Raw genomic sequence first — 26,990 nt, forward strand, 5'->3', positions numbered from 1 at the left:
GTTCCCGCACGCTCGAATCCGGCAGCGCGGCTTGCGCGGGCGATCGTTCCTGCGGGTTGCCGGCGACCGGCGGTGTGACGTCGACCACGGCCGGGCTTAATTAATCGAACGAATCTGTTCGATTAAGCGGGAAGAACGTCAGAACGGAAGAGTGATCATCATGCGTGCGGTGGTGTTGGACGAGTTCGGTGCTCCGTTGCGGCTGCGGGAGATCGAGACGCCGGAGGCCGGCCCCGGGCAGGTGCGCGTGCGGGTGCGGGCCAGCGGCGTCAACCCGCTCGACCTGAAGATCGCGCTGGGTCAGGCGGCGCACGCGCAGCGGACGCTGCCCGCGGTCCTCGGCATGGACCTCGCCGGCGTCGTCGACGCTGTCGGCGAGGGAGTGACCGGGTTCGCGCCCGGTGACGAGGTCTACGGCCTCACCGGTGGGGTCGGATCGCTTCAAGGTTCGCTCGCCGAGGCCGCCGCGGTGGACGCGAAGCTGCTGGCAACCAAGCCGAAGTCGCTGAGCTTCCGTGAAGCCGTGGCGCTGCCGCTGGTCGTCATCACCGCGTGGGAGGGCCTGGTCGACCGGGCCCGTGTCGAGACGGGGCAGAAGGTGCTCGTGCACGGCGGCGCCGGCGGGGTCGGGCACGTCGCCATCCAGATCGCGCGGGCGCGCGGCGCCGAGGTCTTCGCGACCGGCGCCCCGCACCGGCTCGCCACGATCGGGAGGCTCGGCGCGACGGGCATCGACTACACGGTGCCGGTCGAGGAGTACGTCGAAAAGCACACCGGCGGCGAAGGCTTCGACGTCGTCTACGACACTGTCGGTGGTCCCGTGCTCGATGCCTCCTTCGCCGCGGCGCGCTACTACACCGGTCACGTGGTCAGCTCCCTCGGCTGGGGCACGCACGCGCTGGCGCCGCTGTCGTTCCGTGGCGCCAGCTATTCGGGGGTGTTCACGCTGCTGCCGATGTTGACCGGCCGTGGCCGGGAACACCACGGCGAAATCCTCCGGGCGGCCGCCGCGCTGGTCGACGGCGGCGCGCTGAAGCCCCTGGTCGACCCGCGCCGGTTCACGCTGGAGACGGTCGCCGACGCCCACGCCCTCGTGGCGGGACGCACCGCCGAGGGCAAGGTGGTCATCGACGTCGCTTGAGCCGGTTGCCCCGACCGGTCCGGAAAGGACGGTCGGGGTACGGCTCGCCGGTGGCCGAGGTGCGGTGAACGGAGTGTCCCGGATCCACTCCGGACGGTGCCCCGTCATCATCCCGGCAGGGGGCCTGTTCTCGGGCCCACCGTCCGCCTACCAGCACTTCGCGCGCGGCGGCACAGTCCCGCCGCCGGCCCGCCACGTGGGCCGCCGCCCTTCCGTCGGATGACTGGTCACCGCGCTCCTGCCTGTATTCCGCATGGTGCGAAGCCATCCCGCTGAGGTTGGGTGGTGGACGAGCGGAAGGGAGGTGGTGGGCGATGGTCACGGATCTCGTGGGGCGGGCGGCGGAACGCGAACGCCTGGCCGTGCTCGTCTCGCAGGCCGTGCGGGGCCCGGCGAAGCTGCTGCTGCTCGGTGACGCCGGGATCGGCAAGACACGCCTCCTCACGGTGGCCGCCGAGCTGGCCGGGCGGCAGGGTTTCCGGGTCGTCACCGGCTCGGGCGCCGCGGCGCCCGCCTCTTCCGTCAGCATCGTCCGCCGCCTGGTGAGTCCCCTGCTGTCGGTACCGGGAGGGCTGCCCGAGCCACTGCGGAACCGGGTGGCCGAACTGGTCGCCGGCACCGCCGACCCCGTCGCCGGGGGCACCGCGCTCCTGGCCGTGGCGCGGCGCATCGCCCGGGACCGGCCGCTGGCGATTCTCGCCGACGACCTGGACAGGGCGGGCCCGGCCGCGCTGGACACGCTCAGCGTGCTCAGCCGGGCGCTTGCCGACGAGCGCGTGCTGCTGCTGTTCGCGGCCCGCGGGCCGTTGCCGCCCAGCCGGCTCGACGCCGACGTCCCGGCCTGGCACGTCGGCCCCCTCCGGACATCGGAGGCGGCGATCCTGCTCGACCGGCAGTCCGCTGTCCCGGCGGGATGGTGGCGCGGCGAGGTCGTGCGGCACGCGGGCGGCAACCCGCTCGTCCTGATCGAACTCGCCGCGGCCGCCGCCGGCGGAGACCGGCTGACCGTGCCGGCGCGTCTGCGCCGGGCCCACGCCGGGCACCTTGCCGCGCTGCCCGAGGTGACCCGGCGGGTCCTGCTCTGCGCGGCAGCGGCCGAAGGGGCCGACGACCTCGCGACCGTGCTGGCGGCCGCCGGTGCCGAGCTGGCCGACTGCGCTCCCGCCGAACGTGCCGGGCTGCTGTCGGTGACCGGCGGACGGGCCGGGTTCCCGGACCCGACGGTACGTCTCACCTGCTACTTCGGTGCCGAGCCCGGTGACCGGTCGCGAGCTCACCGGGCGCTGGCCGAAGCCTTGCCGCCCGGTGCGGAGCGGCGCGCCTGGCACCTCGCGCTCGCGGCCGAGCGGCCGGACGACGAGGTGGTGGCCGCGCTGGAGACCACGGCGGCCGCGGCGGCCGCGAGGGGCGGCCATTCCGCCGCGGCCGCGGCGCTCGAGCGCGCGGCCCAGTCCGGCGGCGCGCGAGCCGGCCACCGGTACGCGTTAGCGGCCCGGCAGGCCGCCCTGGCCGGTGACTACGCCTGGTGCCGCTCGCTGAGCAGCCGGGTCGAAGCGGCCACCGAAGATCCGGACGTCCTTGGCGCGGCGCTGGCGGTCGAAGCCGCGCACCGCCCGCTCCACGACTCCCGATCGGACACGTCGGCGAAGATCCGCGCACTGCTCGACGGCGGCTTGGCCACGCGCGACGTCGCTTTCGCACTGGCCTTCGCCGCGGAAGTGGACGTGCTCGTCAGCGGCGACCCGGCGCACCGGGCCGGGCTGGGGGCGATCGTCGCCGCCGCGGACCTGCGTTCCGCTCGTTCCGCGGAGGTACTGTGCGCTCCGGGAATCGAGGAAGCGGTGTTCCGAACCGCCGGGGCCGCCTGTCCACCCGGCGAACTGCCGGGTAGCGCGGGCGTCCCGAGCTTCGAACCAGCCCCCGACGACGTTTTCCTCGCCCGGCCGTTGGTGCTCGGCGTCGGCGAATGGCTGCGGGACCGGCCGTCGGCGGCGATGAACCAGCTCAGGTGGGTCAGGCAGGTGCTCCGGGGGACCAACGCCGTGACCGCACATCCGTTCGCCTACGTGGTGCTGGTGGACGCCCTTGTCGAGTGCGGGTTGTGGCGGGAGGCCGGCGAGCTGGCCGAGGAGGCGGAGGCCGTGGCGGCGGCGAACGGCCTTCCCGTGCTCGGCCGCGCTGTGCGGGCCCAAGCGCTTTCGCTGCTCATCCGCCGCGGCGAGGAGTCGGCCGCGCTGGCGCGGCTGGCCGCATCGGGCCCGGAACCGGAGGGGGCCGGTGGGCGGATGACCGACTGCCTCGTGCACCAGGCGTGGGCTCGGGCCCACGCGGCGGCAGGTGACCACGTGTCCGCCTGTGAGCACTTCGAGGCGACGTTCGAGCCTGGCGGCGAGCCGCTCCACTTCGCGTGGTCGTACCGGGCCGTCACCGAGTTCGCCCGGTCCGCGGCGCGCGCGGACCGGCACGAGGCCGTGTTCCGCGTGCTGGCCAAGATGAGACCCACGACCGGCTGCTCACCTCGGCGGGCCGCGCTGTTCCAGCAGGCCGCGGCTCTCGTGACCGGGCACGGGAACCGGGACGCCGAGTCCGCGCTGCGGGCGGCGGCCACCGCGCCGGAGGGCCGGGAACGGCCCTACGAGCACGCCCTCGCGCTGGTCGACTACGCGGACTGGTTGCGGGCCCGGCGGCGGTTCCGCGACGCGCGCCCCTTGCTGTCCGCGGCGCGCGACGTCTTCGTCCGCCTGGGCGCCGCGCGCGACGCCCAGGACGCCCAACTGCGGTTGCGTGCCGCCGGAGTATCGGGGGACGCGCCGGACGAGCAAGCCTTCGCGTTGCTCACCGCCCAGCAGCAGTTCATCGCAAGGCTGGCGGCCGAAGGGCTGACGAACCGGGCGATCGCCGATCGGCTGGCGCTCTCTCCGCGCACGGTTGGCTCGCACCTGTACCAGATCTATCCCAAGCTGGGCGTCGTCAGCCGTCGCCAGCTGCACGGCGTCATCCCGGGTGCGCCGTGATCCCGGCGCGCCTGGATCGGCTGGTCACCGACCTGGTCGTCCCCGGTCGGCGGGACGGCCGGGCGCTGCTCGTGACCGCCGGACCCGGCATGGGCAAGACCCGGCTGGTGCGCGAGACCGTGTCCCGGGCTCGCGCGGCCGGGTACGCGATCATGCAGGCGTCGGCTTCCGACGGGAAGCCGGCACAACCGGCGGCGCCGCTCGCCGGTCAGGTGGGCGACCCCGGCACCGCCGCGACCACCCGGTGGCTGAACCGGATGGCCCGTGTCCAGCCGGTCCTCTACACCGTCGACGACGTGGACCGGATCGATCCGGCGTGCGTGACGACGCTCCTCGGCATGACGGAAGTGCTGCGCGGCCGGCCGGTGGTCTTCTTGCTGACCGCCGATGGCCCGGTGGCCGTCGGCCCGGACGACCGCGCACCGGAGCACACCAGGCTCCCGCCCCTTTCTCCCGCGGAGGCCGCCGAGCTGCTCAGGGGGCTCACCACGCCGGTGACCGGCCGCCGGGCCGCCGAGATTCTGTGGCGGGCCCGGGGCAACCCACGCGCCGTGATCGAGCTGGGCCGCGCCTACGCCACCGACGCCGGACCGGACACCCAGCGGATCCGAGCCATGTACGGCGCGCGGCTGGCCGCCCTTCCCGAGGCCACTGGCCGGGCGCTGCTCTACGCGTCGGCCCGGATGGGTGACGAGGGACCGGACGTTCTGCTGCGGGCACTCGGCCGGCCGGGCGCGGGACCGGAGCTCTGGGCGCCCGCGGTGTCGGACTCCCTCGTGGCGGTGGACGAGGACGTGACGTTCCCGGATCCCCTCGCCGGGGTGGCGGCGTACCACTCGGCGCCCGCCGTCGTGCGCAGGCAGGTGCACGCCGACTTCGCCGCGGCGATCGACAGGCCCTCCTTCGAGCGGGCCATGCACCAGGGCATGGTCCCGCTGGGTCCGGACCCGCGGACGGCGGCCGAGCTCGAAGCGGCGAGCGGCCGCGCCCTCGCCGGCCGATCGATGCGGCAGGCCGGGCTCGCCGCGCACCGGGCCGCCGAGCTGTGGTCCGGCGGGCACGAGGCCGCCCGCTCGTATCTGCTGGCCGGTCTCGCCGCGACCGGGGCGGGGGACGGGGATTGGGTCGACGAGGTCACCAGGCTGGCGTTGCGACGGACCGAGTGCGTTGCCGTGCGCGCCGCGACCGCGATCCCGGCTGCCTTCGCCCTGTCGCGCAAGGGACTGCAGAGGGAAGCCATGGAGGTCCTGGCCGGGGCCGCGCGCAGCCATCCGCCCGCCGACCGGGTGACCGCGCTCGGACTGGCGGTCTGCGCGACCATGGTGGCCGCCGAGTCCGGCCTCCGCGAGCACCGGGCGACCGCCGGCCGGCTGCTGCGCCGCGCCGACACCCTGCCGCTCGGGTCGCCGTCGGCGCCCGTCCTCGCGCACGCCGCTCCCGCGGTGCAGGCGGCCGCGGCCGCGGCCCGGCTCGACCCCGCCCGCGCCTCGGTCTACCGGCACCTGGTGCCCGGCTCGGCCGCCGGCGCGGCCGGGAGCGGCGCGGCCGATCGGCTCGCGCTCGCCGAGCTCGCGGACGGGACGGCCGCGCCCGAGACGGCGGTCGAACTCCGGTGGGGTGTGCTGATGGGGCCCGCCGCCGGGCAGGAAACCCCCACGTTCCCCGAGGAGTGGCCGCTGCTGGCGGGTGACCTGATCACCGCCGGCCGATGGCCGGAGGCCGATCGGGTCCTGGACCGCGCCGCGGAGCTGGCCGACACGCACGAACTGACCTTGCTGCGGGTCAAGGTCGTCGCGCTGCGGGCGGTGCTGCTCGCCTTCCGCGGCGACCCCGCGGGCGCGCGTTCGCTCGCGGAAGGGGCGTGGCCGCTGCTCGACCTCGGCACCAACCACGACGCTCACCTGAGGTTGCTGCGTGCGCTGGGGTTCGCCGCCCTCGCCGGGGGCGACCACGAGGCGGCGACCCGCAACTTCCTCGAGATGAACGCGCTGGGGGAACAGACCGGGGTGTTCTCGCCCCGTGGGCTGGATCCGCTGGGATTGGCGATCGCCGCCTCCCGCGCGGGGCGGACCGGGGAAGTCCGGCCCGTCCTGGCGCGGATCCAGGACCGGGCCGGAGCCCGGCTTTCCGCGCGGATGAGCCTGGCCTTCAGCCACGCCGGCGCGCTGCTGTGCGACGACGATTCGGCGGAGGAGCTGTTCCGGGCCGCGATCTCCGGTCCCGGCGCGGAAAAGTGGCCGGTGGAGCGGGCGCTGGCACGCCTGCACTACGGGGCGTGGCTGCGGCGCCGGCGGCGCCCTTCCGAGGCGCGCTCGGAGCTGACCGCGGCGATGACCGTGTTCGACCAGCTCGGCGCCGGTCCGTTCACCCTTGCCGCCCGCGTCGAGCTGCAGGCGAGCGGGGAGAGCCTCGGCGAAGCGCGGGGACCTGCGGCGCTCCTTTCGGCCCAGCAGCTGCACATCGCGGGGCTTGCCGTCCAGGGCCTGCGCAACAACGAGATCGCCGACCGGCTGCAGCTTTCCCCGCGTACGGTCAGCAGCCACCTGCGCAACGTCTTCCTGCGGCTCGGCATCAGCCGCCGGGACGAACTCCGCCTGGTGCTGCCCGCACAAGACCGGGAGGCCGGGCAGCACCAGTAGAACGGCGGATGGCCCGGCTGCTCCGGCGCGCGAAGATCGAGCACTCCACCCGTCCGGCGAGGAAAGGACTTCCGGTGCGTGCGATGGTGTTCACCGAACCCGGTCCGGCCAGTGTGCTGCGGCTCGTCGAGCGTGAGGTGCCCGTGGTCGGCCCCGGGGAGGTACGCGTCCGGGTCACCGTGTCGGCGGTGAACCCCACCGACGTCGACGCCCGGTCCGGGCGCGGGCTGCCGGACGGCATCGCCGGCCCGCACGTCCCCAACCAGGACGGCGCCGGCTACGTCGACGCGGTCGGCGCGGACGTCGCCGGCCTCGCCGTCGGTGACCGCGTCTGGGTCTGGGAAGCGGCGTGGCTGCGCTCGGACGGCACCGCGCAGGAGTACCTCGTGCTCCCACACCGGCAGGTGGTCCGGCTGCCCGACGGCGTCTCGTTCGACGTCGGCGCCGCCCTTGGCATCCCCGCGCTCACCGCGCACCGCGCGCTGACCTGTGCCGCCGGGGGACCCGCGAAACTGGGGCCTGGAGCGCTCGCGGGCAAAGTCGTGCTGGTCGCCGGGGGTGCCGGGGCAGTCGGCAACGCGGCGATCCAGCTCGCGAAGTGGGCCGGCGCCCAGGTGCTCGCGACGGTCGGCAGCGCGGCGAAGGCGGCCCTGGCGACGCGCGCCGGCGCCGACGAGGTCGTCAACCGGCGAGCCACCGATGTCGCGGACGCAGTGCGCCGCGCGACCGAGGACGGCCCGGATCTCGTCGTCGAAGTGGCGGCGGCCGCCAATCTCGGGCTCGATCTGGAGATGCTCGCCCCCGGCGGCACCATCGCCGTCTACACTCCCGGGCCCGACCCGGCGCTCGCGGTGCCCGCCGTTCCGAGCATGGTCAAGAATGTCCAGCTCGCGTTCATCCTCACCTACACCACGGCGAAGCGGCACAAGGACGATGCCGTGGCCGCGGTGGCCGCCGCGGTGCGGGACGGTGCTTTCGGTGTGGGGGAGGACCACGGCCTGCCGCTGACGAGGTTCCCGCTCGAAGCCACCGCGGAAGCGCACGACGCCGTCGAGCACCACGCCGTCGGCAAGGTGCTGATCGACGTCGCCCCGGTCAGGTCCGCGTCGCCATCCGGGCGGTGAGCTCGGCCAGTCTTTCTTCGAGCCCGTCGGCGATTCGATCCCAACCGCCCGCTCTGGCCCGCAGCGGCTTCGGCTCCGCAGCGGCCTGCCGCGCCCGGCCACGCAGCGCGGCGAGTTCGATCGCGAGCGCCGCGCGCTGCAGAGCAGCGTCCACAAGAGACTCCATGTGCGGCAGCCGTTCCATTGCCTCGGTCAGCCGCCGGGCCTCCCCCGCGTACCGGGGGAACCAGGTGCCGGGCACCAGGGCATAGCCGACCACCAGGACGGCCAGGCAGCCGGTGACGGTGTGCACGAGTCGTTGCGGCAGGACGTTCACGCCGACTGGGCCGCCGTAGTCCAGCAGCAACAGCACCAGTGGGGTGATGAGCACCGAGAACGCCCAGTAGTTCCGGCGGACCGCCCACGGGATCCACCCGCACAGCAGCCCCAGGACAGGCAGCATCCCGTAGCCCGCCGTGAAAAACGTCGCCACCCAGCCGAGGACGACGCCCAGCACGGTGCCGGCGCCGCGTTGCAGCGTCCGCGAGAACACCGACGCGAAGTCGGGCTTGAGGCACAGCGCGACGGTCAGGACGATCCAGTACCCGTGCCCGAACGGGGTGAGCTGCCGCAGGACCTCGGCGACGAGCAGGCAGAGCGACAACCGTCCCGTGAACGACCAGGAGCGCCCGTCCCGCAGACGGCCGGCCATCAGGTGCCCCAGCGAGACCGGCCGTGGCGGTCCCGGCGACGTCAAGGGCAGCAATTCGCCCAGCGCCGGAGGCACCGGCGGGAGACGGGGTGCGCGGAGGGGGAGTGCGGCGATGCGATCGGCATACTCGGCCAGCGCGGGCGCGACCTGAGCCGAAGCGCCTCGCGCGCGCACGACCGTGGCCAGCAGGGCGGTCGTGCCCAGGATCGAGCGGTACACCACGAGTCTCCGCCGGCGTCCGGGCCGGACCGGCCGGGCGGTGAGGACGAGCTCCGCGGCCGTGCCGAGCGCGACATCGGCGGTCCGCCCGGCTTCGCGGTCGTCCGGGGCGCCGGACTGGCCGGCGAGCGCGCGGACGGCGCCGGCCAGCGCGAGGGCGTAAAGCCGGTCGGTGCGCTCGAATCCGCTCTGCAGCCACATCCCGGCGAGCGCGGCAAGACCGCCGACGACGTAGGCGGCGAGCTTGCCGCCCAAACCGAGGTCCACCGGGATCCCACCGGCGATCGCCATCTGGACCAGCAACTGCATGGCGGCCCACGACGGACTCGAGCCCAGGCAGCTCAACAGTCCCGACAGCACCCCGAAAGCCACCACGGCGGCGAGGGGGCGAGCGCCGGTGCCGCTGGTGAGCGGACCGGCAACCATTGCGAGCGTGCCCGCGGCCAGGCCGCAGCCCGACCTGAGCGTGCGTTGCCCCGTGGTTCCCCCGCGCTCGCTCAACACGATGAGCAACGCCGACAACGACGCGTAGAGCGCGACCGCCGGACCGGCGATCGCGTAGCTCACGCCCGCGACGGAAGGGAGGGTGAGCGCGGAGCGGACAGCGTCCCGCCAGGGCACCGGGGTCCGCGCGAACGCCACCGACCCGGTGAACCAGTGCGGCAGGACCACACGTCGCCGGGTGGTCTTCGGGGACATGGGCCTCCTCCGCGCGTGCAGGTGTCCTCGTGCCGTGCTCTCGATTCTGTGTAGCAGAAGGAACAGCGCCGGTGGCCGCGCGACAGGTCCCCGACGCCGATGGCGGCGTGGATGGACAGTCATCTGACGGATGGAGCGACCGGACCCTCGCGGGAAGACTGCGGACTGACCGGCGGAACGCAGGAAAAGGGGACGAAAGTGATCACGTTGGCGGCTGCGGAAAAAGCCATCGAAAGCGGCAAGAAGAAGGGCGCCGAGCTGGGCGTCGCGTTCACCGTCACCGTGGTCGACGCGGGTGCTCACCTGATCGCGGCGGCCCGGGTGGACGGCGCGGCGCTCGCCGCGGTGGAAACGAGCCACACCAAGGCACGCACGGCCGTCCTGTTCGCCCAGTCCACGAAGGACCTCGTGCCGGCCGTGCAGCCGGGGGCACCGCTGTTCGGGATCGAGGCAGGCACCCGCGACCCCCTGGCGTTCGTGCCCGGCGGTATCCCGGTCTTCGAGAACGGGACGTTGGTGGGTGCGATCGGCGCCGGCGGCGGCACTCCCGACCAGGACCACGAGGTCGCCGCCGCGGCCGTCGCGGCGCTGTGAGTCCGCCGTGAACGTCGGAAAGCCGGCTTACGCCAAGGGGTTCACCCTCGTCGGACACTCCGACCAGGGTGGGCGTCCCGACGCCATGCAGCTGCAGTACCACCGTGATCACGTCTACGTCGGGCACCTGTTCTCGGGCGGGTTCTCCGTGCTCGACGTGCGGGACCCGCGGTCGATGCCGGTGCGGCACTTCGAGCCCGCGCCGCCGGACACCTGGAACATCCACCTGCAGGCCGCGGACGACCTGTTGCTGGTCATCCACGCGAAGGACCTGTGGGCGGAGTTCCGGGACGAGTCGGCCTACTACGGCGGCTCCGTCGGTACCCGCCTCGCGGGCGCCGAACGGACTTGGAGTGCCGGCGTCGCGATCTACGACATCAGTTCTCCCGCGGCGCCGAAACAGATCTCGTTCCTGCCGGCCGAAGGGATCGGGGTGCACCGGCTCTGGTACCCCGGCGGCCGATGGGCGTACGCGTCGGTGCTGTTCGACGGGTACACCGATTACGTGTTCGCCGTCGTCGATCTCGCGGATCCCGCTCGCCCGAGGTGGGCGGGCACCTGGCACCTGCCGGGCATGCACAGCGCCGCGGGCGAAGTGCCCGGCTGGGACACGGGAAAATGGCGCTACGCCCTGCACCACGCCATCATCGACGGGGACACCGCCTACGCCTCCTGGCGCGACGGCGGACTGACCCTGCTCGACATCAGCGACCGTGAAGCGCCGCACCTGATCGCGCACCGCAACTGGTCGCCTCCCTTCGGCGGCGGTACGCACACCGCGCTGCCGCTGCCGGGTCGGGAACTGCTGGTGGTCGCCGACGAGGCAGTGGCCGACGAACTCGCCGACGGGCTCAAGCACGTGTGGGTGTTCGACATCCGCGAGCCGGCCAACCCGGTGAGCATCGCGACCTTCCCGACCCCCTCGGAGGACGCCTACGGCGCCAAGGGCGGGCACTTCGGGCCGCACAACCTGCACGAAAACCGGCCGGGCACGTTCGTGTCGGAATCCTTGATCTTCGCGACCTACCAGAACGCCGGGCTGCGAGCGGTCGACATCACCGATCCGTACCGCCCGGTCGCGGCCGGCGCTTTCGTTCCCGCCGCGCCCGAGCGTCTCGTCGACCCGCGTCCGGGCCGGCCACGGGTGATCCAGACCGCGGACGTGACGGTCACCGGCTCGGGGCTGGCGTTCATCACCGATTACAACGCCGGCTTGCACGCCGTCCAGTACGAGGAGCTGTGAGCGATGCGCGCTGTCGTCCAACACCGTTTCGGCGCTCCGGACGTCCTGACACCGGCCGAACTGCCGGTGCCCGAGCCCGGCCCGCACGAGGTTCTGGTCCGGGTGCGGGCGGCCGGGATCAACCCGGTGGACTGGCAGACCCGGGCCGGTCGCGGGGTGGCCCGGCGGATGGGACCGCTGCCGTTCACCGTCGGGTGGGACGTGTCCGGCGAGGTCGTGCGGACGGGGTCGGCGATCACCGGGTTCGCGGTGGGCGACGAGGTGTTCGGGATGCCGCGGTTCCCCGCGCAGGCGGCCGCGTACGCCGAATTCGTCACCGCCCCCGCGGACGAGCTGGCTCCGAAACCGCCGGCGTTGGACCACACCCGGGCCGCCGCTCTTCCGCTGGCGGGTCTCACCGCGTGGCAGGCGCTGACCGGCCGGGCCCGGCTCCGGCCGGGGCAACGGGTTCTCGTGCACGCCGCCGCCGGCGGTGTCGGGCACCTGGCTGTGCAGATCGCGAAAGCCAAGGGCGCGTACGTCATCGGCACGGCGAGCGCCGGCAAGCACGACTTCCTCCGGGCGCTGGGCGCGGACGAGGTGATCGACTACCGGGCCCGCCGGTTCGAGGACGCGGTGTCCGATGTGGATGTCGTCGTCGAACTGGCGGGCGGCGACAACGCCGCCCGGTCGCTCGCCGTCTTGCGCCCGGGCGGGGTGCTGGTCGACGTCGCGCACGGGGGAGGCCGCGGACTGGGGGCGGGCTCGGAGGTGCGGGTCACCACCATGCTCGTCAAGCCGGACGGGCGCGCGCTGCGCGAGCTGGCGTCGCTTGCCGGGGACGGGCGGCTGGACATCGCGCTCGATTCCACGTTCGACCTCGCCGACGCGGCCGCGGCCCACGAACACGGTGAGAAGCGAGCCACGACGGGCAAGCTCGTGCTGCGGTGCGGCTGACCCCGGCGAACCACGACAGGAAGGCCGATATGACCATTGTGGACTCCGCCCGCCGGGCCACCGCGCCCGCCGGGTTCCACGCCTCCACCGCGCTGGCCGGACACCTCCAGCGGGTTTTGGCGGACCTGGTGGAGCTGCACCTGCAGGGCAAGCAGGCGCACTGGACCCTCGTGGGTGGCAACTTCCGGGACCTGCACCTGCAGATCGACGAGATCGTGGTGGTGGCGCGGGAGTACGCCGACACGATCGCCGAGCGGATGCGGGCACTGGCCGCGGTCCCCGACGGCCGGAGCGACACGGTGGCGGCGACGACCGGTCTGCCCGCGTATCCGCCGGGGGAGCAGGGAACCCGCCGCACGGTGGAGCTGGTGACCGGCATGCTCCACGCGACGGTGGCGACCATGCGTGAAGTGCACGACGCGGTCGACGCGGAGGATCCGCCGACCGCGGACCTCCTGCACGGGGCCATCCAGAAGCTGGAGCAGTACTCCTGGCTCGTCGGTGCGGAAAACGGAACGGTACGGCCGTGAAGGCCGCCGGCGGAGAACATCCGCAGTCATTCACCCGATGCGGTCTGCGGGCCGGAGCGGCGGGACTTCGGTCGCCCGCTCACCACCGAAGGAAGGCGAGGTAACCATGGCCACGATCGCCGATCACCTCATCGATTCGCTGAAAGCCAGCGGCGTGGACCGGGTCTACGGGCTTTCGGGAGACTCGTTGAACGGGTTGACGGACGCGATGCGCCGCAACGGCGGCATCGACTGGGTGCACGTGCGGCACGAGGAAACCGGTGCCTACGCCGCCTCGGCGGAGGCGGCGGTGACCGGGGAACTCGCGGTCTGCGCCGGCAGCTGTGGACCCGGGAACCTGCACCTGATCAACGGGCTGTTCGACGCCCACCGCAGCCGGGTGCCGGTGCTCGCCATCGCCGCGCACATCCCGGGCGGCGAGATCGGCTCCGGCTACTTCCAGGAAACGCACCCGCAGAACCTGTTCGCCGAGTGCAGCGTCTACTGCGAGCTGGCGAGCACGGCCGAGTCCGCGCCCCGGATCCTCGAGCTGGCCATGCGGGCCGCGGTCGAGCAGCGTGGCGTCGCCGTGGTCGTCGTCCCCGGTGAAGTCTTCCTCGGCAAGGTCGCCCGGGACCTGCCGCCCACCGTGGTGCGGGCGGCGCGTTCGGTCGTGCGCCCGGACGCCGTTGCGTTGGACGAGGCGGCCGGGCTGCTGAACGCGGGGGAGCGGGTCACCATCCTCGCGGGCGCCGGTGCCGCGGGTGCGCACGACCAACTGGTCGGGCTCGCCGCGAAGCTGCGGGCCCCGATCGTGCACGCCCTGCGGGGCATGGAGCACATCGCCTACGACAACCCCTACGACGTCGGGCTCACCGGGTTGCTCGGGTTCGCCTCCGGCTACAAGGCCATCGAAGAAGCGGACACCCTGCTGATGCTGGGAACCGACTTCCCGTACCGGCAGTTCTACCCGGCGCACGCCAAGATCGTCCAGCTCGACCTGCGCGGCAGTCAGCTCGGCCGCCGCACCCGCCTCGACCTCGGGCTGGTCGGGTCGGTTCGGGACACGATCCCCGCTCTGCTGCCCCTGCTGCGCGCCAAGAGCGACAGCACCCACCTCGAGCGCGCGCGTGAGCACTACGCGAAGACGCGGAAATCGCTGGACTCGCTCGCGGTCGACGACCACGGGCGGACGCCGATCCACCCGCAGTTCGTCGCGCGCACCGTCAGCGAGCTCGCCGCCGACGACGCCGTGTTCACCACCGACGTGGGGTCCCCGGTGGTGTGGGCCGCGCGGTACCTGCGGTTCAACGGCCGTCGCCGGCTGCTCGGGTCGTTCAACCACGGCTCGATGGGCTGCGCGCTGCCGCACGCGGTCGGCGCGCAGGCGGCGGCCGCGGGCCGCCAGGTCGTCGCGCTGGCCGGCGACGGCGGGCTCACCATGTCGCTGGGCGAGCTGCTCACGCTCAAGCAGAACCGGCTGCCGGTCAAGGTGGTGGTGTTCAACAACTTCTCGCTGAACTTCGTCGAGCTGGAGATGAAGGCGGCGGGCATCGTCAACTACGGCACCGACCTGGAGAACCCGCCCCTGGCGGACGTCGCCGCGGCGACGGGCCTGTGGGCGCGGCGGGTCGAGCGTCCCGGTGAGCTGGAGCCGGCGCTCAAGGAGGCTTTCGCCCACGACGGGCCCGCGCTGGTCGAGGTGCTCACCGCACGTCAGGAACTGTCCGTGCCGCCCGCGATCACGCTGGAGCAGGCGAAGGGGTTCACCCTCTACGCGATCCGGACCATCCTGTCCGGCCGCGGGGAGGAACTGCTCGATCTGGTCACCACCAACGTCGCCCGCCGCATCCTGCGGTAACCGAAGGAGAAACGCCATGTCCGGAAGCGCCGCCCCGCTGGGCAGCTGGGTCGCCGACCGCTATGAGATCGTCGCCGAGTTCGACGACCTCATGCCGACCGGCCTGACCGTCACCGACGAAAGCCGGGTCTTCGTCTCGTTCCCCCGCTGGGGGGACGAAGTCCCGTATACCGTGGCCGAGGTGGTGGATGGCAAGGCCGTCCCGTACCCCAGCGCGGAGATCAACGCCTGGCGCGCCGAGCGCACGCCGGATCACCTCGTGTCCGTGCAGAGTGTGATCACCGACCCCGCCGGTCACGTGTGGCTGCTCGACACCGGGAGTCTTTCCTTCGAACCCTGGCTGGAGAACGGCCCGAAGGTGGTGGAGGTGGATCCCGCCACCGACCGGGTGGTGCGGACCATCCGGCTCGATCCGGCCGCGGTCACGCCCACGACCTACCTCAACGACATCCGGTTCGACTTCTCCCGCGGCCGGGGCGGCTACGCCTACGTCACCGATTCCCAGGCCGAGGGCGCGCTGATCGTGATCGACCTCGCGTCGGGGGAGAGCTGGGCGAGACTGCGCGGACACGAGAGCACCCACGCGACCGAGGGTTTCCGCGCGGTGGTCCAGGGTGTCGTGCGGGAGGGTTACGAGGTCGGCGCGGACGGCATCGCCATCAGCGCCGACGGAACGCGGCTGTACTACTGCCCGCTGTCCGGCCGCCGTCTGTACAGTGTGGACACCGCCGCGCTCGTCGACCGCTCGCTGAACGACGACGAAGTAGCCGAGTCCATAGTGGACCACGGGGACAAGGGGGCTTCGGACGGCCTGGAGTCCGACACCGACGGCAACCTCTACGCCACCGCCTACGAGCACAGCGCCGTGCTCAAGCTCGCCGCGGACGGCACCTGGTCGACCGTGCTGCACGGGCCGGACCTGCTCTGGCCGGACACCCTGGCCCTCGCGGCGGACGGCCACCTCTACGTCAGCGTGAACCAGCTGCCGCGCACCCCGTTGTTCAACGGCGGCACCGACGACCGCGTGCCGCCGTACCGGATCGTGCGGGTCCGGGTCGGCGCGCGGCCGATCCGGCTGACCGGAACGGAGCCGGGCCGGTGACCGCCGCGCAGGTGGTGGTCGAGCCGGCGACGCTGCGTGCCGTGCGGGCCCGGCCGGTGCTCGTGCCGTTGCGGCGGCCGGTCATCGCGGGCATCGGCCGGTTCGACCGGTGGCCGATGGTGCTGGTCGACGTCGAAACCAGCGCGGGTGTGGTGGGCAGCGGGTACATCGCGCCCTACCGGGCGGCGGCGATGCCCGCCATCGTCGCGGAGATCAACGACTTGGCGGCGGTGTGGCGGGGCAAGCCGGTCGCGCCGCTGGACGCGTTCGGCGAGTTCGGCGGCGCGCTCAACGTCGTCGGCATCGCGGGGATCTCGATGATCGCCCGGTCCGCGGTGGACATGGCGCTGTGGGACGCGCACGCGAAGGCCGCGGGCCTGCCGCTCGTCCGGCTGCTGGGCGGCACCCCAGGCCCGGTGCGCGCCTACAACAGCAACGGCCTGTGGCGCCACGAGATCGGCACGCTCGCCGAGGAAGCCGCGCAGCTGCGGGACGAAGGTGGCTTCACGGCGATGAAGCTGCGGCTCGGCGACCCGTCGCTGCGCCACGACCTGGACGCGATCAAGGCGGTCCGGGACGGCGTGGGCGAGGTGGACCTGATGGTCGACTTCAACCAGGCCCTCGGGTACGGCGACGCGATCCGCCGGTGCCACGAGCTCGACGAGCAGGGTCTGTACTGGTTCGAAGAACCGATCCGCTACGACAACGTCGAGGGCTACACCCGCCTCGCCCAGCGCATCCGGACCCCGGTGCAGCTGGGTGAGAACTACTACGGCCCGCGGGACCTGTTCACCTTCCTGCGGGCGGGTGGCGTGCCGTACGCGATGGCCGATCTCATGCGCATCGGCGGGGTCAGCGGCTGGCTGCAGACGGCCGGGCTCGCCGCCGCCGCGGGCACCCAGCTGTCGAACCACCTCTACCCCGAGATCTCGGCGCACCTGATGCGGGTGACCCCGACCGCGCACTGGCTGGAATGGGTCGACTGGGCCGCTCCGGTCCTCGCCGAGCCGATCCAGCCGTCCGACGGGCACCTCACCGCCCCGGACACCCCCGGCACGGGTGTCGCCTGGGACGAAGCCGCCGTGCGCAAGTACTCCGTCACGTTCTGACCCCTACCCCGAAAGGCACCACCGTGGAAACTCCCTACGACCTGATCGCCAAGGTTCCCGCCTTCACGTTGACCAGCACGGACGTGCCGGACGGCGGCGTGCTCCCGACCGCCCAGGCGAGCGGCATCTTCGGTGCCGGCGGCACCGACACCTCCCCGCAGCTGAGCTGGTCGGGCTTCCCCGCGGAGACGAAGAGCTTCGCCGTCACCATGTACGACCCGACCGCGCCGACGGCGAGCGGGTTCTGGCACTGGGCGGTCGCCGACCTCCCGGCGTCGCTGACAGAACTGCCCACCGGCGCGGGCGACGATGCCGGGGCTGGTCTACCGGAACCGGCGTGGCAGCTGGCCAACGATGCGGGCCTGAAGCGCTACCTGGGCGCCGCGCCGCCGCCGGGCAGCGGAGACCACACGTACTACATCGCCGTACACGCGGTCGATGTCGAAACGCTCGACCTCGAAAGGTCCGCCACGCCGGCGTTCCTGGGCTTCACCCTCTCAGGGCACACGCTCGCGCGTGCCGTGATCACCGCCCGGTTCGCGTTGTAGCGGCCGGGGACGACAACGAGACAATGAAGAGACACCATGCCTGGTGACCGAACGACGGTCGTGCTCGTGCACGGCGCGTTCGCCGTCGCGTCCAGCTGGTCAGGAGTGACCGCCCGGCTGCGGGGCAGGACGTGCCGGTGCCGGCGGTGGCCGTCGAGCTGCGCGGCGGCGCCTGGGACGGCGCGCGCCTCGCCGCCCGGGTCCGGCGGATCGGCGGACCGGTGCTCCTCGTGGGCCACTCCTACGGCGGTGTCGTGCTGACCGAAGCCGCCGAACAGGCCGACAACGTCGTGGGGCTGGTCTACGTGACGGCGTTCGCCCTCGAGAAGGGCGAAAGCCCGCTGGGGCTGCTCGGCGGCTACCCCGACAACGGCTTCGGCGAACCGTTGCGACCGCAGCAGCTGCCCGGCACCGGCGGAGCCGAGGAGACCTGGCGGTCGGTGGACCGGGCGCGGTTCCCGGAGGTCGTCGCCGGCGAGCTGCCCGCCGCGACCGCCGCGGCCGCCGCCGTTTCGCAGCGTCCGATCCTCGCCTCGGCGTTCGCGGAGGAGGCCGGGGCCGCAGCGTGGCGCCGGCTGCCGAGCTGGTTCCTCGTGTGCACCCGGGACCAGGCCATTTCCCCGAGGCGCAGCGCGGCATGGCCGCACGGGCCAGCTCGACCGTCGTCGAAGCCGAGTCCTGCCCCCTCGCGCCCGTGGCGCACCCGGACGAGGTCACCCGCATCATCACCACCGCACTGAACCAGGAGGACCTCAAGTGAAGTTGACGAGAGTCATCGCCGCCGCCGTCGCGGCCCTTTCCCTCGCGGTGGCCGCCACGACCGCCGCGTCCGCGGCACCGACGCCCTCGACCAGCCACCCGGCGAAGGCCACGGTCGTCCTGGTGCACGGCGCACTGGAGGACGGGTCGGCGTGGAACGGGGTGACCGCCCGGCTGCAGCGGGCGGGATACACCGTGGTGGCGCCCGCGCTCCCGCTGCGCGGCGTGGCTTCGGACACCGCGTACGTCGCGAGCCTGCTGAAGACGATACCCGGCCCCAAGGTGCTGGTTGGCCACTCCTACGGCGGCATGATCATCAGCCAGGTCGCCGCGCAGGTGCCGGACGTCATCGGCCTGGTGTACGCCGCCGCCCTGCTTCCTCAGCCGGGAGAGAGCCTGCAGGGACTCGTGTCGCAGTACCCGGGATCGCTGTTCGGCCCGGCGACGACCCAGACGGTCGACTACCCCGGCGGCACGGACGTCTACGTCAAGCCGGCGGACTTCCGCGCCGTGTTCGCCGACGACCGCCCGGCCGCCGAGGTCGCGCTGAGCGCGGCCGCCCAACGCCCCATCGCGGCGGCGGCGACGACCGAGCCGGCCACCGTGGCCGCCCCCGCGGCCATTCCGAAGTACGTGCTGGTCGCGACCCAGGACCACGCGATCCCGCCGGCGGCCGAGCGATTCATGGCCCGCCGCGCCGGGGCGTGGACGGTAGAGGTGCGCTCATCCCACGACCTGCCCACGTCACACCCTGACGCGGTCGCGGACGTAGTCGAACGCGCCGCTTCCCGGCACTGACCGCAGGTGGTCGTTCCGGTCGCAGGGCCGGAACGACCACCGCACGCATTCACGGCGCAGCGCCCGGCCGCCCCACTGCGGCGAGAGTTCGGCGGTCCCGGCGAAGGCGTCCTCATCCCGCGGTGCGGTCCGCCCGGCCGGCCGGACGTCGATCAGTCACCTGCCGCCCGCGCCCACCCAGCAGGCTGGGCGGCGCGGGGCGGGTTGCCACTGGCCGTGATCGGTCACCGTCACGGCGAACGATCCATCGCGGGCGCAGGCGTACAGGGCGAACGTGCCGGGACCGTGGGGTAGGCGTGCACGACGGTGTTGGCCATGGCCTCGTAGGCTGCCAGCCGCAGGTCCTGCCGGCGCCGGGCGGTGAACTCGGCGAGCACTTCCGCCAGGCCCGGGTCGCGCTGAGCGCGACCACGACGGTCCCGCGCCATGCCGGCTGGTGCTGGCAAGGCGGAGCCGTCATGAGGCGGTGCCACGGCCGGCCATCTCACCGACGCACCGGCTTGACAGCCCCCTCGCTCAACGCCCGGAAATACGCAGTGACATCGGGGCGCCACATCAGGATCACCGCCGTAACTACCGTGGCCGAGAAGCACAACGGGATCAGGGCGAGGAAATCGAGCTTCCCGGCGCCGATCATTCCGGCCAGCACGACGAGGGGCGATACGAAGCTGCCGGCCCCCAGGACGGTCAGCAGCACGCGCGCACGCCGGTAGTCGGCCCGCAGGTTGAACGCTGCCAGCACGATGACGAGCCCGACGACCGCCACCGCGGTCAGCGCGCCGATCACCAGCCACACCACGAATGCCCGGTTCAGGTTGTCCGGGCGCTGTGGAGAGGCGGCGGGCACCGGTACCTGCCGACTCCGGCGCACAGCACGGCGTCGTGCCATTTGTCGCGGTCGGCGCCCGCTGAAGGCTTCTTCGTCATGTCCACTTCCCGGATCATCGGGTCCACGGCGACAGAGGGGTCGGCGGCCGCAGTGAGGCGGGCGGTGGTCCGGCTTTGCCTGAGACGAGCCGGAGGATCGCGGTGCCGCCTCGCAGGCCGGCGATCTGCAGGGCGAGCACGCCGTCCACCGGTTTCGGCCGCTGCGGTGCACCGCTGCTGCAACTGGAGCCGCTCCCGTTCTCGTACATGGTGACCACGCATCCGGGGGTGAGGGTGCCGGTGCCGCCGCTGTCGGTGGCGAAGCCGATCCCGTCGTCGGACACGGAGGCGACGGAGATCCGGTGCAGTCCGCCCTGACCGGTCAGCGGGATGTCCACCGGGCCGCTTACCCGCACTTCGCAGGTGCCGTCGGCGCAAGCGGTGTAGTCACTGCCGTCGGCGGCGGTCGGTGCCGCGGGCGACGACGGGGTGGCGGCCGACGCCGGCACATCGGCCGGCGGTGTCCCGCCGCCGCACCCAGCGGCGAGAACCACCATGGGAACCCAGCAGATTCCTCGTTTCACGGCGATCAGCGTCGCGCCGGCGGGGGCTGCGGCGCGGCTCACGTGGTCGCCCCGGGCTGAAGCACCAACGCCGGCTTGGCGCCTACTTGCGTCAAGCCGACCTCGATCGACGGGGAGCTGCGGAACCCGAAGCTCGCCCCACCGAGACCGGGGCCGATGCTCGACTGGGCGCCACCGCCCTGCGGGTAGGCGACGGTGAACGTGAGGCTGTCCGGGCTGATTGCCGTCACCCGCATCGAGGAGTAGTGGAACTTGGCGGCGTCCAGGGGAATCGTGGTGGGCTTGGCCAGCGGCAGCGTGCAGTCGCCGTCGAAGCAGTCGCGCACCTTGGTGCTGGGCGGCGCGGGCGGCTTCGGGTTCCGAGAACTGGAAGTCGTCGTGGGCGTGGGCGTGGGCGTTGCCGTGGTTGAGGGCGCGGCCGAAGATGTCGTCGCGAGTTGGGTCGTCGATACCGAAGGCGCGGACGGTGGCTGCGCCACCGGCGCGCTGCCACAACCGGCCAGGCCGACGGAAACCACTGACAGAGCGAGAATGTTTCGACGCATGGAACAGTGGTAACACCCATTTCCCAGCGGGAACGGCACTTGTCCGGTTCCTGCCGGTCCTCCGGCCCGCGGGCCGGAGGACCGGGACTTCAAGTCCGCCGGCCGGCGATGATGTCGCCGATGGTGATCAAGGACGGGTTGTGCTGGTCCCAATATTCGCTGTGTGCCGCGGCGCTCACGCCGCCGAACCAGCCCGGGGTGCCCGGCGCCGACGCGAAGACCTCGCCGCCGAAATCCGGGTCCGCCGGGTCCGGGCCCAGCGCGATGTCCTGGCCGGGGTCGAGCGGGCCACCCGCCGCGTAGGGTTCGGTGTTCACCTTGATGTTCGTGATGTGGATCATGTCGTTTGCCGCGGTCGTCGAGTGGACGTGCTCGGCGACGTGCGCTTGGTCGACGCCGTCGAGGTGCAGCTGCTCTGCGTGCTCGACACCGACGCCCGGGCTGGCCACGAAGACCACGTCGTCGGCGTTCAGGCCGCCGTCGCGAGCGGCGTGACCGATCGTGGTGGTGCCGTAGCTGTGGCCCAGCACCGTGTTGTGCGAAGCGGGGCCGGCGTGCGTGGCGCGCAGGCCGTCCTGGAAGGTCTGCAGGCCGGCCTTCCCGCCGTCGGCGTAGGATTCGCTCGCGGCGTTGTAGAGCTCGTCCGGCGCGTCGTAGCCGACCCACGTGATGACCGAAGTGGACGGTGAGCCCGCGTCCTGCGCGGCGGTGTACATCGCGTCGGCGCGGTGGACGTCCTCGGCGATGCTGTTCAGGTCGGCCATCGTCCCCGGGACGTAGGTGGTGACGTTCGCCGCGGTGTCGGGGTTCCCGGTCGCGACGACGCCCTTGCCGTCCGCGGTCGTGTCGAGCTCCAGCAGGAACGCCGGTGGCCCGCTTCCGTTCAGCCGGTCGCGCAGGGCGGTCAGGCCGCGCACCCGCTCCTGCAGAGCGCTGTCGCCGCCGTCGGGAACGCCGCCTCCGCCACCGGTGTAGGGGTTGTAGCCCTGGTTCTGGTCGGCTTTGAGCGCGGCGTTCGCGGTGTCGATCTCCCGGTCGAGCGCGGCCCGGTTGAGCGAGTCGCGGACGGTCGCGGGGATGCCGTCGCGGTTGCGGATCGAGTCCGGGGCGTCCTGCATGACCTTCGCCCGGTCGGCGTCGGACAGCCCGTCCCACCAGGCTTTGACCGCCGCCGGGTCGCCGGGCGGTGGCGCCGCCGGTGGCGGGCCGTGGTCGGGCGCCGGCAGCGGAGCCCCGGCGCCCTTCGAAATCCGGCCTGCGCTCTCCGCGAGCACTCGTTGCGCCAGCGTGGCGACCTGGCTCGCGAACTGCGCCCGGTAGGAGTCGCTCGCCCCGGCGGGCAGCTTGGCGAGGTTCTGGTAGGTGGGCGCGTTCGTCGCGATCAGGTCCACAAGGGATTGTTTCGCGGCGGCGACCTCGTCGGCGAACGCCGTCACCCGGGCCGCGACCTGCCGCATCGCCTGGCCGTTGTCCCCGGCCCGGGTCAGCACCCGGTGAGCGCGGGTGAACATCGCGACGCCGGCGGTGTCGGTCCACGAGGTCGTCAGGTCGGCGGTGTTCGTCGCCGCGGCCCGGTCGAACGCCCCGGCCGCCGACTCCCAGGAGCCGGCGAGCGTGCGCACGGAGTCTTCGTTCGTGTCGGGCCACGGGACCTTGGCTTTCACCGCGCTCCACAGGGCGTCGGTGGGTTCGGCGATGGGCATGGCTCCAGGATTCCGTTCGGGCGAACGGAAGCGCGCGCGGTGGCCGAAAGCGGCCAACGCCGTTTCAGCGCTGCGCGCACCCCGGAAACTGGGCGGGTGACCACAGCAGCGGGCGATCAGATGGGTATGGACACCGACACCGTCGACCGCGGCGCGCAGGCCCTCGCCGACAGCGGCACGGCTCTGCGGACCGCTTGGCGTGACGGCGATGCGGCCATCACGGCGGGGGAGCCGGCGATCGGCACCGGGGTGCTGGGCGCGGCCTTCCGCGACGGCTACACGAATACGAGCGACGCGGTGCGCCAGGCCGCCGGGCTCATCGCGCCGGACTTCGCCGCGACCGCCGAAGCCGGCCGGGCGTCCGCCGCGGACTACACGGCGGCCGACCAGCGGGCCCGGAGCACGATGGCGGCCGGCCGGTGACCGAGAAAGCGTCTCCCGACGGCACCGTCGGCGCCACGCTCGGCGAACGGGGCGAACTGGTGCGGCTGTGGCTCGATCCCCGCGTCCTGCGGGCGCCGGACCGGCTGGCCGCGAGGGTGCTCGACACGCTGGCCTCGGAAGCCGAGTTCGATTTCGAGCCCGTGCTCCGGGAGCTCGCCGGCTTTCCCGCGCTGCGCGACAGCCTGGCGCGGTTCCGCGACGAACTGCCGGGTGTCCGGGAGACGGCGATCTCGGACGACGGCCTGATCAGCGCCACCGTGACCGGCGAAGGCCGGCTCGCGGACCTCGCGGTGAGCCCACGCGCCTGCCACGACTCGAAAGCGCTGGCGGCGGCGATCGCCGATACCGTGCGGCAGGCGGCACAGGCGGTCGAGCGTCGCAACTTCGCCACCGCGCACGAGCTCACGGCGCCAGCCGGTAGCCCACGCGATGCTCGGTGTGGATGAGCGACGGCGGCCGGAGCTTGCGCCGTAGCTGCGCGATGACGACGTCGAGGACGTTGGTCGCCGGGGCGGCCATCTCGTCCCAGCCATGCGCGAGCAGCTCGGCCCTCGGGACCGCCTCGCCCGCGCGCCGCGCCAGCAGCTCCAGAACCGCGAACTCCGTGCGCGTCAACGTCAGCAGCACCCCGCCGCGGCGCACTTGACGGCTGCCGAGGTCCATTTCGAGGTCGCCGCAGCGCAGCACCACCGGCTCGGCGGCACGCGGCGCCCGGCGGCACAGGCTGCGGACGCGGGCCACGAGCTCGTCCACCGCGAAGGGTTTCACGAGGTAGTCGTCCCCGTGGGCGAGCCCGGCGATGCGGTCGGCGACGGCGTCGCGCGCGGTGAGGAACAGCACCGGCGTCAGCAGGCCGGCCGTGCGCTTCGCCGCGAGGAATCCGACGGAGTCGCCGGTGGGCAGCATCCGGTCCAGGACCGCGCAGTCGTAGCTGTTCACCCAGAGCGCCTCGTCGGCGGCGGGCAGGTCGTCGACCGCGTCGACGGCGAATCCGGCCCCGCGCAGCGCGGCGCCTACCGCGAGCCGGAGGTCGGGGTCGTCTTCGACGATCAGCACACGCACACCTCCGGACAGTAATACCTGGCACCTGGTCAGCCCGCCTCGGCCAGCAGCCAGCCGCGGTCGGCGGCCTTGACCCCGGCCTGGAACCGGCTGCGCGCGCCGAGGCGCCGCATGATGTCGGCGACCATGCGGCGCACGGTGCGGACCGACACACCGAGCTCGGCCGCAGCGGACTCGTCGGTGTGGCCGGTGGTGAGCAGCTCCAGCAGCCGGACCTGGCGCTGGTCGAGCTCTTCGTCGTGGCCGCCCTCGATCAGCGGGGTTGCCGCCGGCCAGAGCCGGTCGAACAGCTCGACCGTCGTCGTCACCACGCCGGGCAGCCGGAACGCGAGCGCGCCGGAAGAGCTGATCGTGCGGTCGGCGGGCAGGACGACGAGCGAGCGGTCGAGCACGAGCGCGTCGGTCGGGACCGTGGGCAGGGTGCGCACGGACGCCCCGGCCAGCGCGAGGGTGCCGAGCCGCCGGCTCAGCGCCGGAGCCGTCCGGGCCGTGTCGGGCACCAGGATCCGGTAGCTGACGCCGCGGCCCAGGTGGACGTGGTCGGTCGGCCGGACGGCGCCGAGCGGCGCTCGGGCTGCCGGGCCCGAGGTGCTCATGACGAGAACTTCGCGGCGGGCGTCCGCCAGCAGATCGTCGCGGGGCGTGGTCATTCCGAGGTCCCTCCGATCGGGAGCGTGGCGGTGACGCCCGTGAGGTGGTGGCCGTCGAGGCGGTAGAGCCGCAGGCCGTGGCCCGCGCACCAGCGGGCGAGCCCGGGCAGCGCGGCGTCGAGCGCGGTGGGGGAGCGGGCGGCCAGGCGCAGGGCGGCGCTGGTCGTGCTGCCGCGCGGCGTGTGCCGGGCGTGCGCCGCCAAGGTGACGGCGACGCCGGCCGGCCGGCTGAGCAGACCGGCGACCAGGCGTTCGGTGACCGGGCCGGGCAAGGCATTCCAGCCGTCGAGCCGGAAGCACACTTGGGAGACCGGTCCGGTGCGCCAGCGGCTCCAATCTTCGCGCAGCTCTGTCCGGCCGCCGGTGACGTGCGCGAGCGCGGCGATGGTGGCAAGCCCGGCTTCGCGGCCGAGCGGTTCGGCGGGCACGCCGTGCTGGGCGAGGCCACGCAACACACGGCGCAGGGTGTTGCGCAGAACGAGGGTGAGCAGCTCGTCGTCGGCGTGCTCGGCGGTGCGGACGGCGTGCACGCCGAACCACCGCCGCGGCGGTGAGCCGGGTTCCCCGCCCGCGTGGAAGATCCCCTGCACACCGGGGTAGGGCCCGTCGGGTCCGGCCTCGGGCAGCAGGACGGCGGGCGAAACCCACCGCGGTCCGGTGGTGGTGGGTTCGGTGACGGCCGCGACGCCACCCGCATGCCGGATCACCAGGACGGGGACACCGGCGAGTTCGGTGGCCCCGAAGCTGACGGCGGGCAGCAGGTGGCCCAGCAGCGCGGCGGCCCGTTCGTGCGGTGGCAGGGTGAGGTCGCGGGGGCGGCCCCAGTAGCCGAGACCGCGTGCGGCCAGTTCGGCGAGGCTGCGGTTCCGGACGCGAATGGTGCTACCGCCGAGCCCGGCGGCGGCGAGTGTCGCGGCCACGGTGACGGGCCAGGGCTGGGCGAGGGATGCGGCGACCAGCGCGGCGGCGCATTCCCAGCGGACGAAGGCGCCGGGGCGGGGAAGCGGTTGCGGAGGTTTGGCGGGCGGTCGGGCGACGGCGGCCGGTGGCGCGGGCCTGTTCGCGGGCAGCGACAGCGGCGCGGAGTACGGAAGGGGACCGCGGACGGCGGCCGCGACCACCGGCGGCGGGGTGGCCGAGGTGGGGGTGGCGGCGGGTGCAGGTCGCGGGTCGGCCGCGACTGCCGAAGCCGCGCTGCCGGCAGGCACCGCCGCTTCGGCGGCCGGGGCCCCCGCACCGTCCACCGCCGGGTTGATCGCCGCCAGGACCGTCGGCCGCTCCCAGGACTCAGCGCCGGCCATCGCGCACCTCACCTTCGACCGCCTTCCGGAACGCCGTCGTCAGCTCGGGCCCCGGCTCGACCCCCAGGTCGCTCCGGAGCGCCGCGCGGGCCCGGCGGTACAGCGCTATCGCGTCACCCGGTCGGCCCCGGTCGCACAGCAGCCCCATCCAGCAGACCCACGGCTGCTCCCACCACGGGTCCTCGTCCACCAGCCCCCTCAGCAGCGTCTCGGCTTCGCGAAACCGCCCGAGCGAGCCGGACAGCTCCGCCAGTTCCAGCCGCAGGTTGCGGTGTACGCCCTCCAGCCACGTCACTGTGCCCAGGCCGGAGTCCGCGCGGAGCCCGTCGAACGGCCTGCCTCGCCACAGCTTCAACGCCGAGCCGAACAGGGCCGCGGCCCGCGCACGAGAGCCCTCATCCCGTGCGCGGCGGCCCTGCCCGGCCAGCAGCTCGACGTGGTCGACGTCGAGGTCGCCCGGCTCCACCCGAAGCCGGTAGGCGTGTTCGCCGCGCTCGATGCGGGGGCCGCCGAGGGCGTCCGGGAGTGTCCGGCGCCAGTGCCAGATGTAGGTCTTGAGGTTTGCCTCGGCGGACGCCGGCGCGTCCTGTTCCTGCCAAGTCGCCGCGATCAGCTGCTCGACGTCCACCCATTCGTTAGCGTGGAGCAGCAGTGCGGTCAGCACCGCCAGTGGCTTCCGGGCGCCGCGGACCCCGCGCACCCGGACCGGCCCGAGCACCGAGAACAATGCGGGAAGGGACACTGTGGACAATGGCCCGGTGGACACCTCGGGCAGCGTGGTCGCCGGCATCGCTGGCACCCCCCTCGTGGTCTGGTGTGCTCAGCTTGCGCGACCGGACATGAGGATT

The 26,990-nt window shown here is 73.3% G+C and carries 26 protein-coding genes and 1 pseudogene; 17 read left to right on the top strand and 10 right to left on the bottom strand.

The features are described 5' to 3' along the window. Positions 1 to 160 precede the first annotated feature (160 nt). The 4 genes from ACZ4TR_RS26990 to ACZ4TR_RS27005 all read left to right on the top strand — a co-directional run bounded on the left by ACZ4TR_RS26990 (position 161) and on the right by ACZ4TR_RS27005 (position 7,918). Entirely contained in the window at positions 161 to 1,141 is a 981-nt protein-coding gene (locus ACZ4TR_RS26990; protein ID WP_465289548.1) for a zinc-dependent alcohol dehydrogenase family protein, read from the top strand. Between the two features lie 314 nt (positions 1,142 to 1,455). Next, positions 1,456 to 4,155, top strand: coding sequence for a helix-turn-helix transcriptional regulator (locus ACZ4TR_RS26995; RefSeq protein WP_465289549.1), 2,700 nt, complete (start codon positions 1,456 to 1,458; stop codon positions 4,153 to 4,155). Continuing rightward, a complete protein-coding gene (locus ACZ4TR_RS27000; protein WP_465289550.1) occupies positions 4,152 to 6,794 on the top strand; it encodes a LuxR C-terminal-related transcriptional regulator in 2,643 nt (880 codons plus the stop codon). The genes ACZ4TR_RS26995 and ACZ4TR_RS27000 overlap by 4 nt, the downstream gene beginning before the upstream one ends. Before the next feature lie 83 nt (positions 6,795 to 6,877). Then, on the top strand, positions 6,878 to 7,918 hold the full coding sequence (locus ACZ4TR_RS27005) for an NADPH:quinone reductase (RefSeq protein ID WP_465289792.1): 1,041 nt from the start codon (positions 6,878 to 6,880) through the stop codon (positions 7,916 to 7,918). On the opposite strand, the gene ACZ4TR_RS27010 is transcribed toward ACZ4TR_RS27005, so the two are convergent. After that, on the bottom strand, positions 7,890 to 9,527 hold the full coding sequence (locus ACZ4TR_RS27010) for an FUSC family protein (protein WP_465289551.1): 1,638 nt from the start codon (positions 9,525 to 9,527) through the stop codon (positions 7,890 to 7,892). The genes ACZ4TR_RS27005 and ACZ4TR_RS27010 overlap by 29 nt on opposite strands. Positions 9,528 to 9,725: 198 nt before the next feature. On the opposite strand from ACZ4TR_RS27010, the gene ACZ4TR_RS27015 reads away from it, so the two are divergent. From ACZ4TR_RS27015 to ACZ4TR_RS27060, 10 genes and pseudogenes are all read left to right on the top strand, one after another. Continuing rightward, positions 9,726 to 10,121 carry a GlcG/HbpS family heme-binding protein gene (locus ACZ4TR_RS27015; RefSeq protein ID WP_465289552.1) on the top strand — a complete coding sequence of 132 codons (396 nt, stop codon included), beginning with the start codon at positions 9,726 to 9,728 and terminating at the stop codon, positions 10,119 to 10,121. 7 nt (positions 10,122 to 10,128) lie between these two features. Further along, positions 10,129 to 11,364, top strand: coding sequence for an LVIVD repeat-containing protein (locus ACZ4TR_RS27020; protein WP_465289553.1), 1,236 nt, complete (start codon positions 10,129 to 10,131; stop codon positions 11,362 to 11,364). A gap of 3 nt (positions 11,365 to 11,367) precedes the next feature. Further along, positions 11,368 to 12,300 (top strand): NADP-dependent oxidoreductase, encoded by a 933-nt coding sequence (locus tag ACZ4TR_RS27025; protein WP_465289554.1) that lies wholly within the window; start codon positions 11,368 to 11,370, stop codon positions 12,298 to 12,300. Positions 12,301 to 12,329: 29 nt separating this feature from the next. Next, positions 12,330 to 12,830: a Dps family protein gene (locus ACZ4TR_RS27030; RefSeq protein WP_465289555.1), complete on the top strand. Its 501-nt coding sequence runs from the start codon at positions 12,330 to 12,332 to the stop codon at positions 12,828 to 12,830. A gap of 106 nt (positions 12,831 to 12,936) precedes the next feature. Then, entirely contained in the window at positions 12,937 to 14,670 is a 1,734-nt protein-coding gene (gene poxB / locus ACZ4TR_RS27035) for a ubiquinone-dependent pyruvate dehydrogenase (protein WP_465289556.1), read from the top strand. Between the two features lie 16 nt (positions 14,671 to 14,686). Next, on the top strand, positions 14,687 to 15,772 hold the full coding sequence (locus ACZ4TR_RS27040; protein ID WP_465289557.1) for an L-dopachrome tautomerase-related protein: 1,086 nt from the start codon (positions 14,687 to 14,689) through the stop codon (positions 15,770 to 15,772). Beyond that, the gene (locus ACZ4TR_RS27045) at positions 15,769 to 16,881 is read left to right on the top strand and encodes an enolase C-terminal domain-like protein (RefSeq protein WP_465289558.1); all 1,113 of its coding nucleotides are present in this window, start codon (positions 15,769 to 15,771) and stop codon (positions 16,879 to 16,881) included. The genes ACZ4TR_RS27040 and ACZ4TR_RS27045 overlap by 4 nt, the downstream gene beginning before the upstream one ends. A 23-nt stretch (positions 16,882 to 16,904) precedes the next feature. Further along, positions 16,905 to 17,429 carry a YbhB/YbcL family Raf kinase inhibitor-like protein gene (locus tag ACZ4TR_RS27050; RefSeq protein ID WP_465289559.1) on the top strand — a complete coding sequence of 175 codons (525 nt, stop codon included), beginning with the start codon at positions 16,905 to 16,907 and terminating at the stop codon, positions 17,427 to 17,429. 89 nt (positions 17,430 to 17,518) lie between these two features. Further along, positions 17,519 to 18,169 (top strand): annotated as a pseudogene (locus tag ACZ4TR_RS27055) (alpha/beta fold hydrolase); the annotation flags it as partial. Between the two features lie 16 nt (positions 18,170 to 18,185). Beyond that, a complete protein-coding gene (locus ACZ4TR_RS27060; protein ID WP_465289560.1) occupies positions 18,186 to 18,986 on the top strand; it encodes an alpha/beta fold hydrolase in 801 nt (266 codons plus the stop codon). Between the two features lie 230 nt (positions 18,987 to 19,216). On the opposite strand, the gene ACZ4TR_RS27065 is transcribed toward ACZ4TR_RS27060, so the two are convergent. The 4 genes from ACZ4TR_RS27065 to ACZ4TR_RS27080 all read right to left on the bottom strand — a co-directional run bounded on the left by ACZ4TR_RS27065 (position 19,217) and on the right by ACZ4TR_RS27080 (position 20,763). Beyond that, entirely contained in the window at positions 19,217 to 19,432 is a 216-nt protein-coding gene (locus ACZ4TR_RS27065; RefSeq protein WP_465289561.1) for a hypothetical protein, read from the bottom strand. Positions 19,433 to 19,470: 38 nt separating this feature from the next. Beyond that, entirely contained in the window at positions 19,471 to 19,833 is a 363-nt protein-coding gene (locus tag ACZ4TR_RS27070; RefSeq protein WP_465289562.1) for a hypothetical protein, read from the bottom strand. Positions 19,834 to 19,927: 94 nt separating this feature from the next. After that, a complete protein-coding gene (locus ACZ4TR_RS27075) occupies positions 19,928 to 20,479 on the bottom strand; it encodes a hypothetical protein (RefSeq protein ID WP_465289563.1) in 552 nt (183 codons plus the stop codon). Continuing rightward, positions 20,476 to 20,763: a hypothetical protein gene (locus ACZ4TR_RS27080; protein WP_465289564.1), complete on the bottom strand. Its 288-nt coding sequence runs from the start codon at positions 20,761 to 20,763 to the stop codon at positions 20,476 to 20,478. Before ACZ4TR_RS27080 ends, ACZ4TR_RS27075 begins: the two co-directional genes overlap by 4 nt. A 1-nt stretch (position 20,764) precedes the next feature. On the opposite strand from ACZ4TR_RS27080, the gene ACZ4TR_RS27085 reads away from it, so the two are divergent. Next, positions 20,765 to 20,995: a hypothetical protein gene (locus tag ACZ4TR_RS27085; RefSeq protein ID WP_465289565.1), complete on the top strand. Its 231-nt coding sequence runs from the start codon at positions 20,765 to 20,767 to the stop codon at positions 20,993 to 20,995. Positions 20,996 to 21,071: 76 nt separating this feature from the next. On the opposite strand, the gene ACZ4TR_RS27090 is transcribed toward ACZ4TR_RS27085, so the two are convergent. Then, complete coding sequence (locus ACZ4TR_RS27090; RefSeq protein ID WP_465289566.1) at positions 21,072 to 22,685, bottom strand: alpha/beta hydrolase; 1,614 nt, start codon at positions 22,683 to 22,685, stop codon at positions 21,072 to 21,074. 96 nt (positions 22,686 to 22,781) lie between these two features. On the opposite strand from ACZ4TR_RS27090, the gene ACZ4TR_RS27095 reads away from it, so the two are divergent. Continuing rightward, the gene (locus tag ACZ4TR_RS27095; protein WP_465289567.1) at positions 22,782 to 23,108 is read left to right on the top strand and encodes a hypothetical protein; all 327 of its coding nucleotides are present in this window, start codon (positions 22,782 to 22,784) and stop codon (positions 23,106 to 23,108) included. After that, the gene (locus ACZ4TR_RS27100; protein ID WP_465289568.1) at positions 23,105 to 23,575 is read left to right on the top strand and encodes a YbaB/EbfC family nucleoid-associated protein; all 471 of its coding nucleotides are present in this window, start codon (positions 23,105 to 23,107) and stop codon (positions 23,573 to 23,575) included. Before ACZ4TR_RS27095 ends, ACZ4TR_RS27100 begins: the two co-directional genes overlap by 4 nt. Here ACZ4TR_RS27100 and ACZ4TR_RS27105 read toward each other — a convergent pair. The 4 genes from ACZ4TR_RS27105 to ACZ4TR_RS27120 are packed head-to-tail and all read right to left on the bottom strand — an operon-like array spanning position 23,532 to position 26,932. Then, complete coding sequence (locus ACZ4TR_RS27105) at positions 23,532 to 24,191, bottom strand: response regulator transcription factor (protein ID WP_331663451.1); 660 nt, start codon at positions 24,189 to 24,191, stop codon at positions 23,532 to 23,534. The two genes, ACZ4TR_RS27100 and ACZ4TR_RS27105, sit on opposite strands and share 44 nt — an antisense overlap. Positions 24,192 to 24,220: 29 nt before the next feature. Further along, positions 24,221 to 24,841 carry a helix-turn-helix transcriptional regulator gene (locus ACZ4TR_RS27110; protein ID WP_465289569.1) on the bottom strand — a complete coding sequence of 207 codons (621 nt, stop codon included), beginning with the start codon at positions 24,839 to 24,841 and terminating at the stop codon, positions 24,221 to 24,223. Then, positions 24,838 to 26,142, bottom strand: coding sequence for a hypothetical protein (locus tag ACZ4TR_RS27115; RefSeq protein WP_465289570.1), 1,305 nt, complete (start codon positions 26,140 to 26,142; stop codon positions 24,838 to 24,840). Before ACZ4TR_RS27115 ends, ACZ4TR_RS27110 begins: the two co-directional genes overlap by 4 nt. Further along, positions 26,129 to 26,932 carry an AfsR/SARP family transcriptional regulator gene (locus tag ACZ4TR_RS27120; protein WP_285459524.1) on the bottom strand — a complete coding sequence of 268 codons (804 nt, stop codon included), beginning with the start codon at positions 26,930 to 26,932 and terminating at the stop codon, positions 26,129 to 26,131. The genes ACZ4TR_RS27115 and ACZ4TR_RS27120 overlap by 14 nt, the downstream gene beginning before the upstream one ends. Positions 26,933 to 26,990: the final 58 nt, after the last annotated feature.

This window comes from Amycolatopsis sp. NPDC028719 (assembly GCF_055565395.1).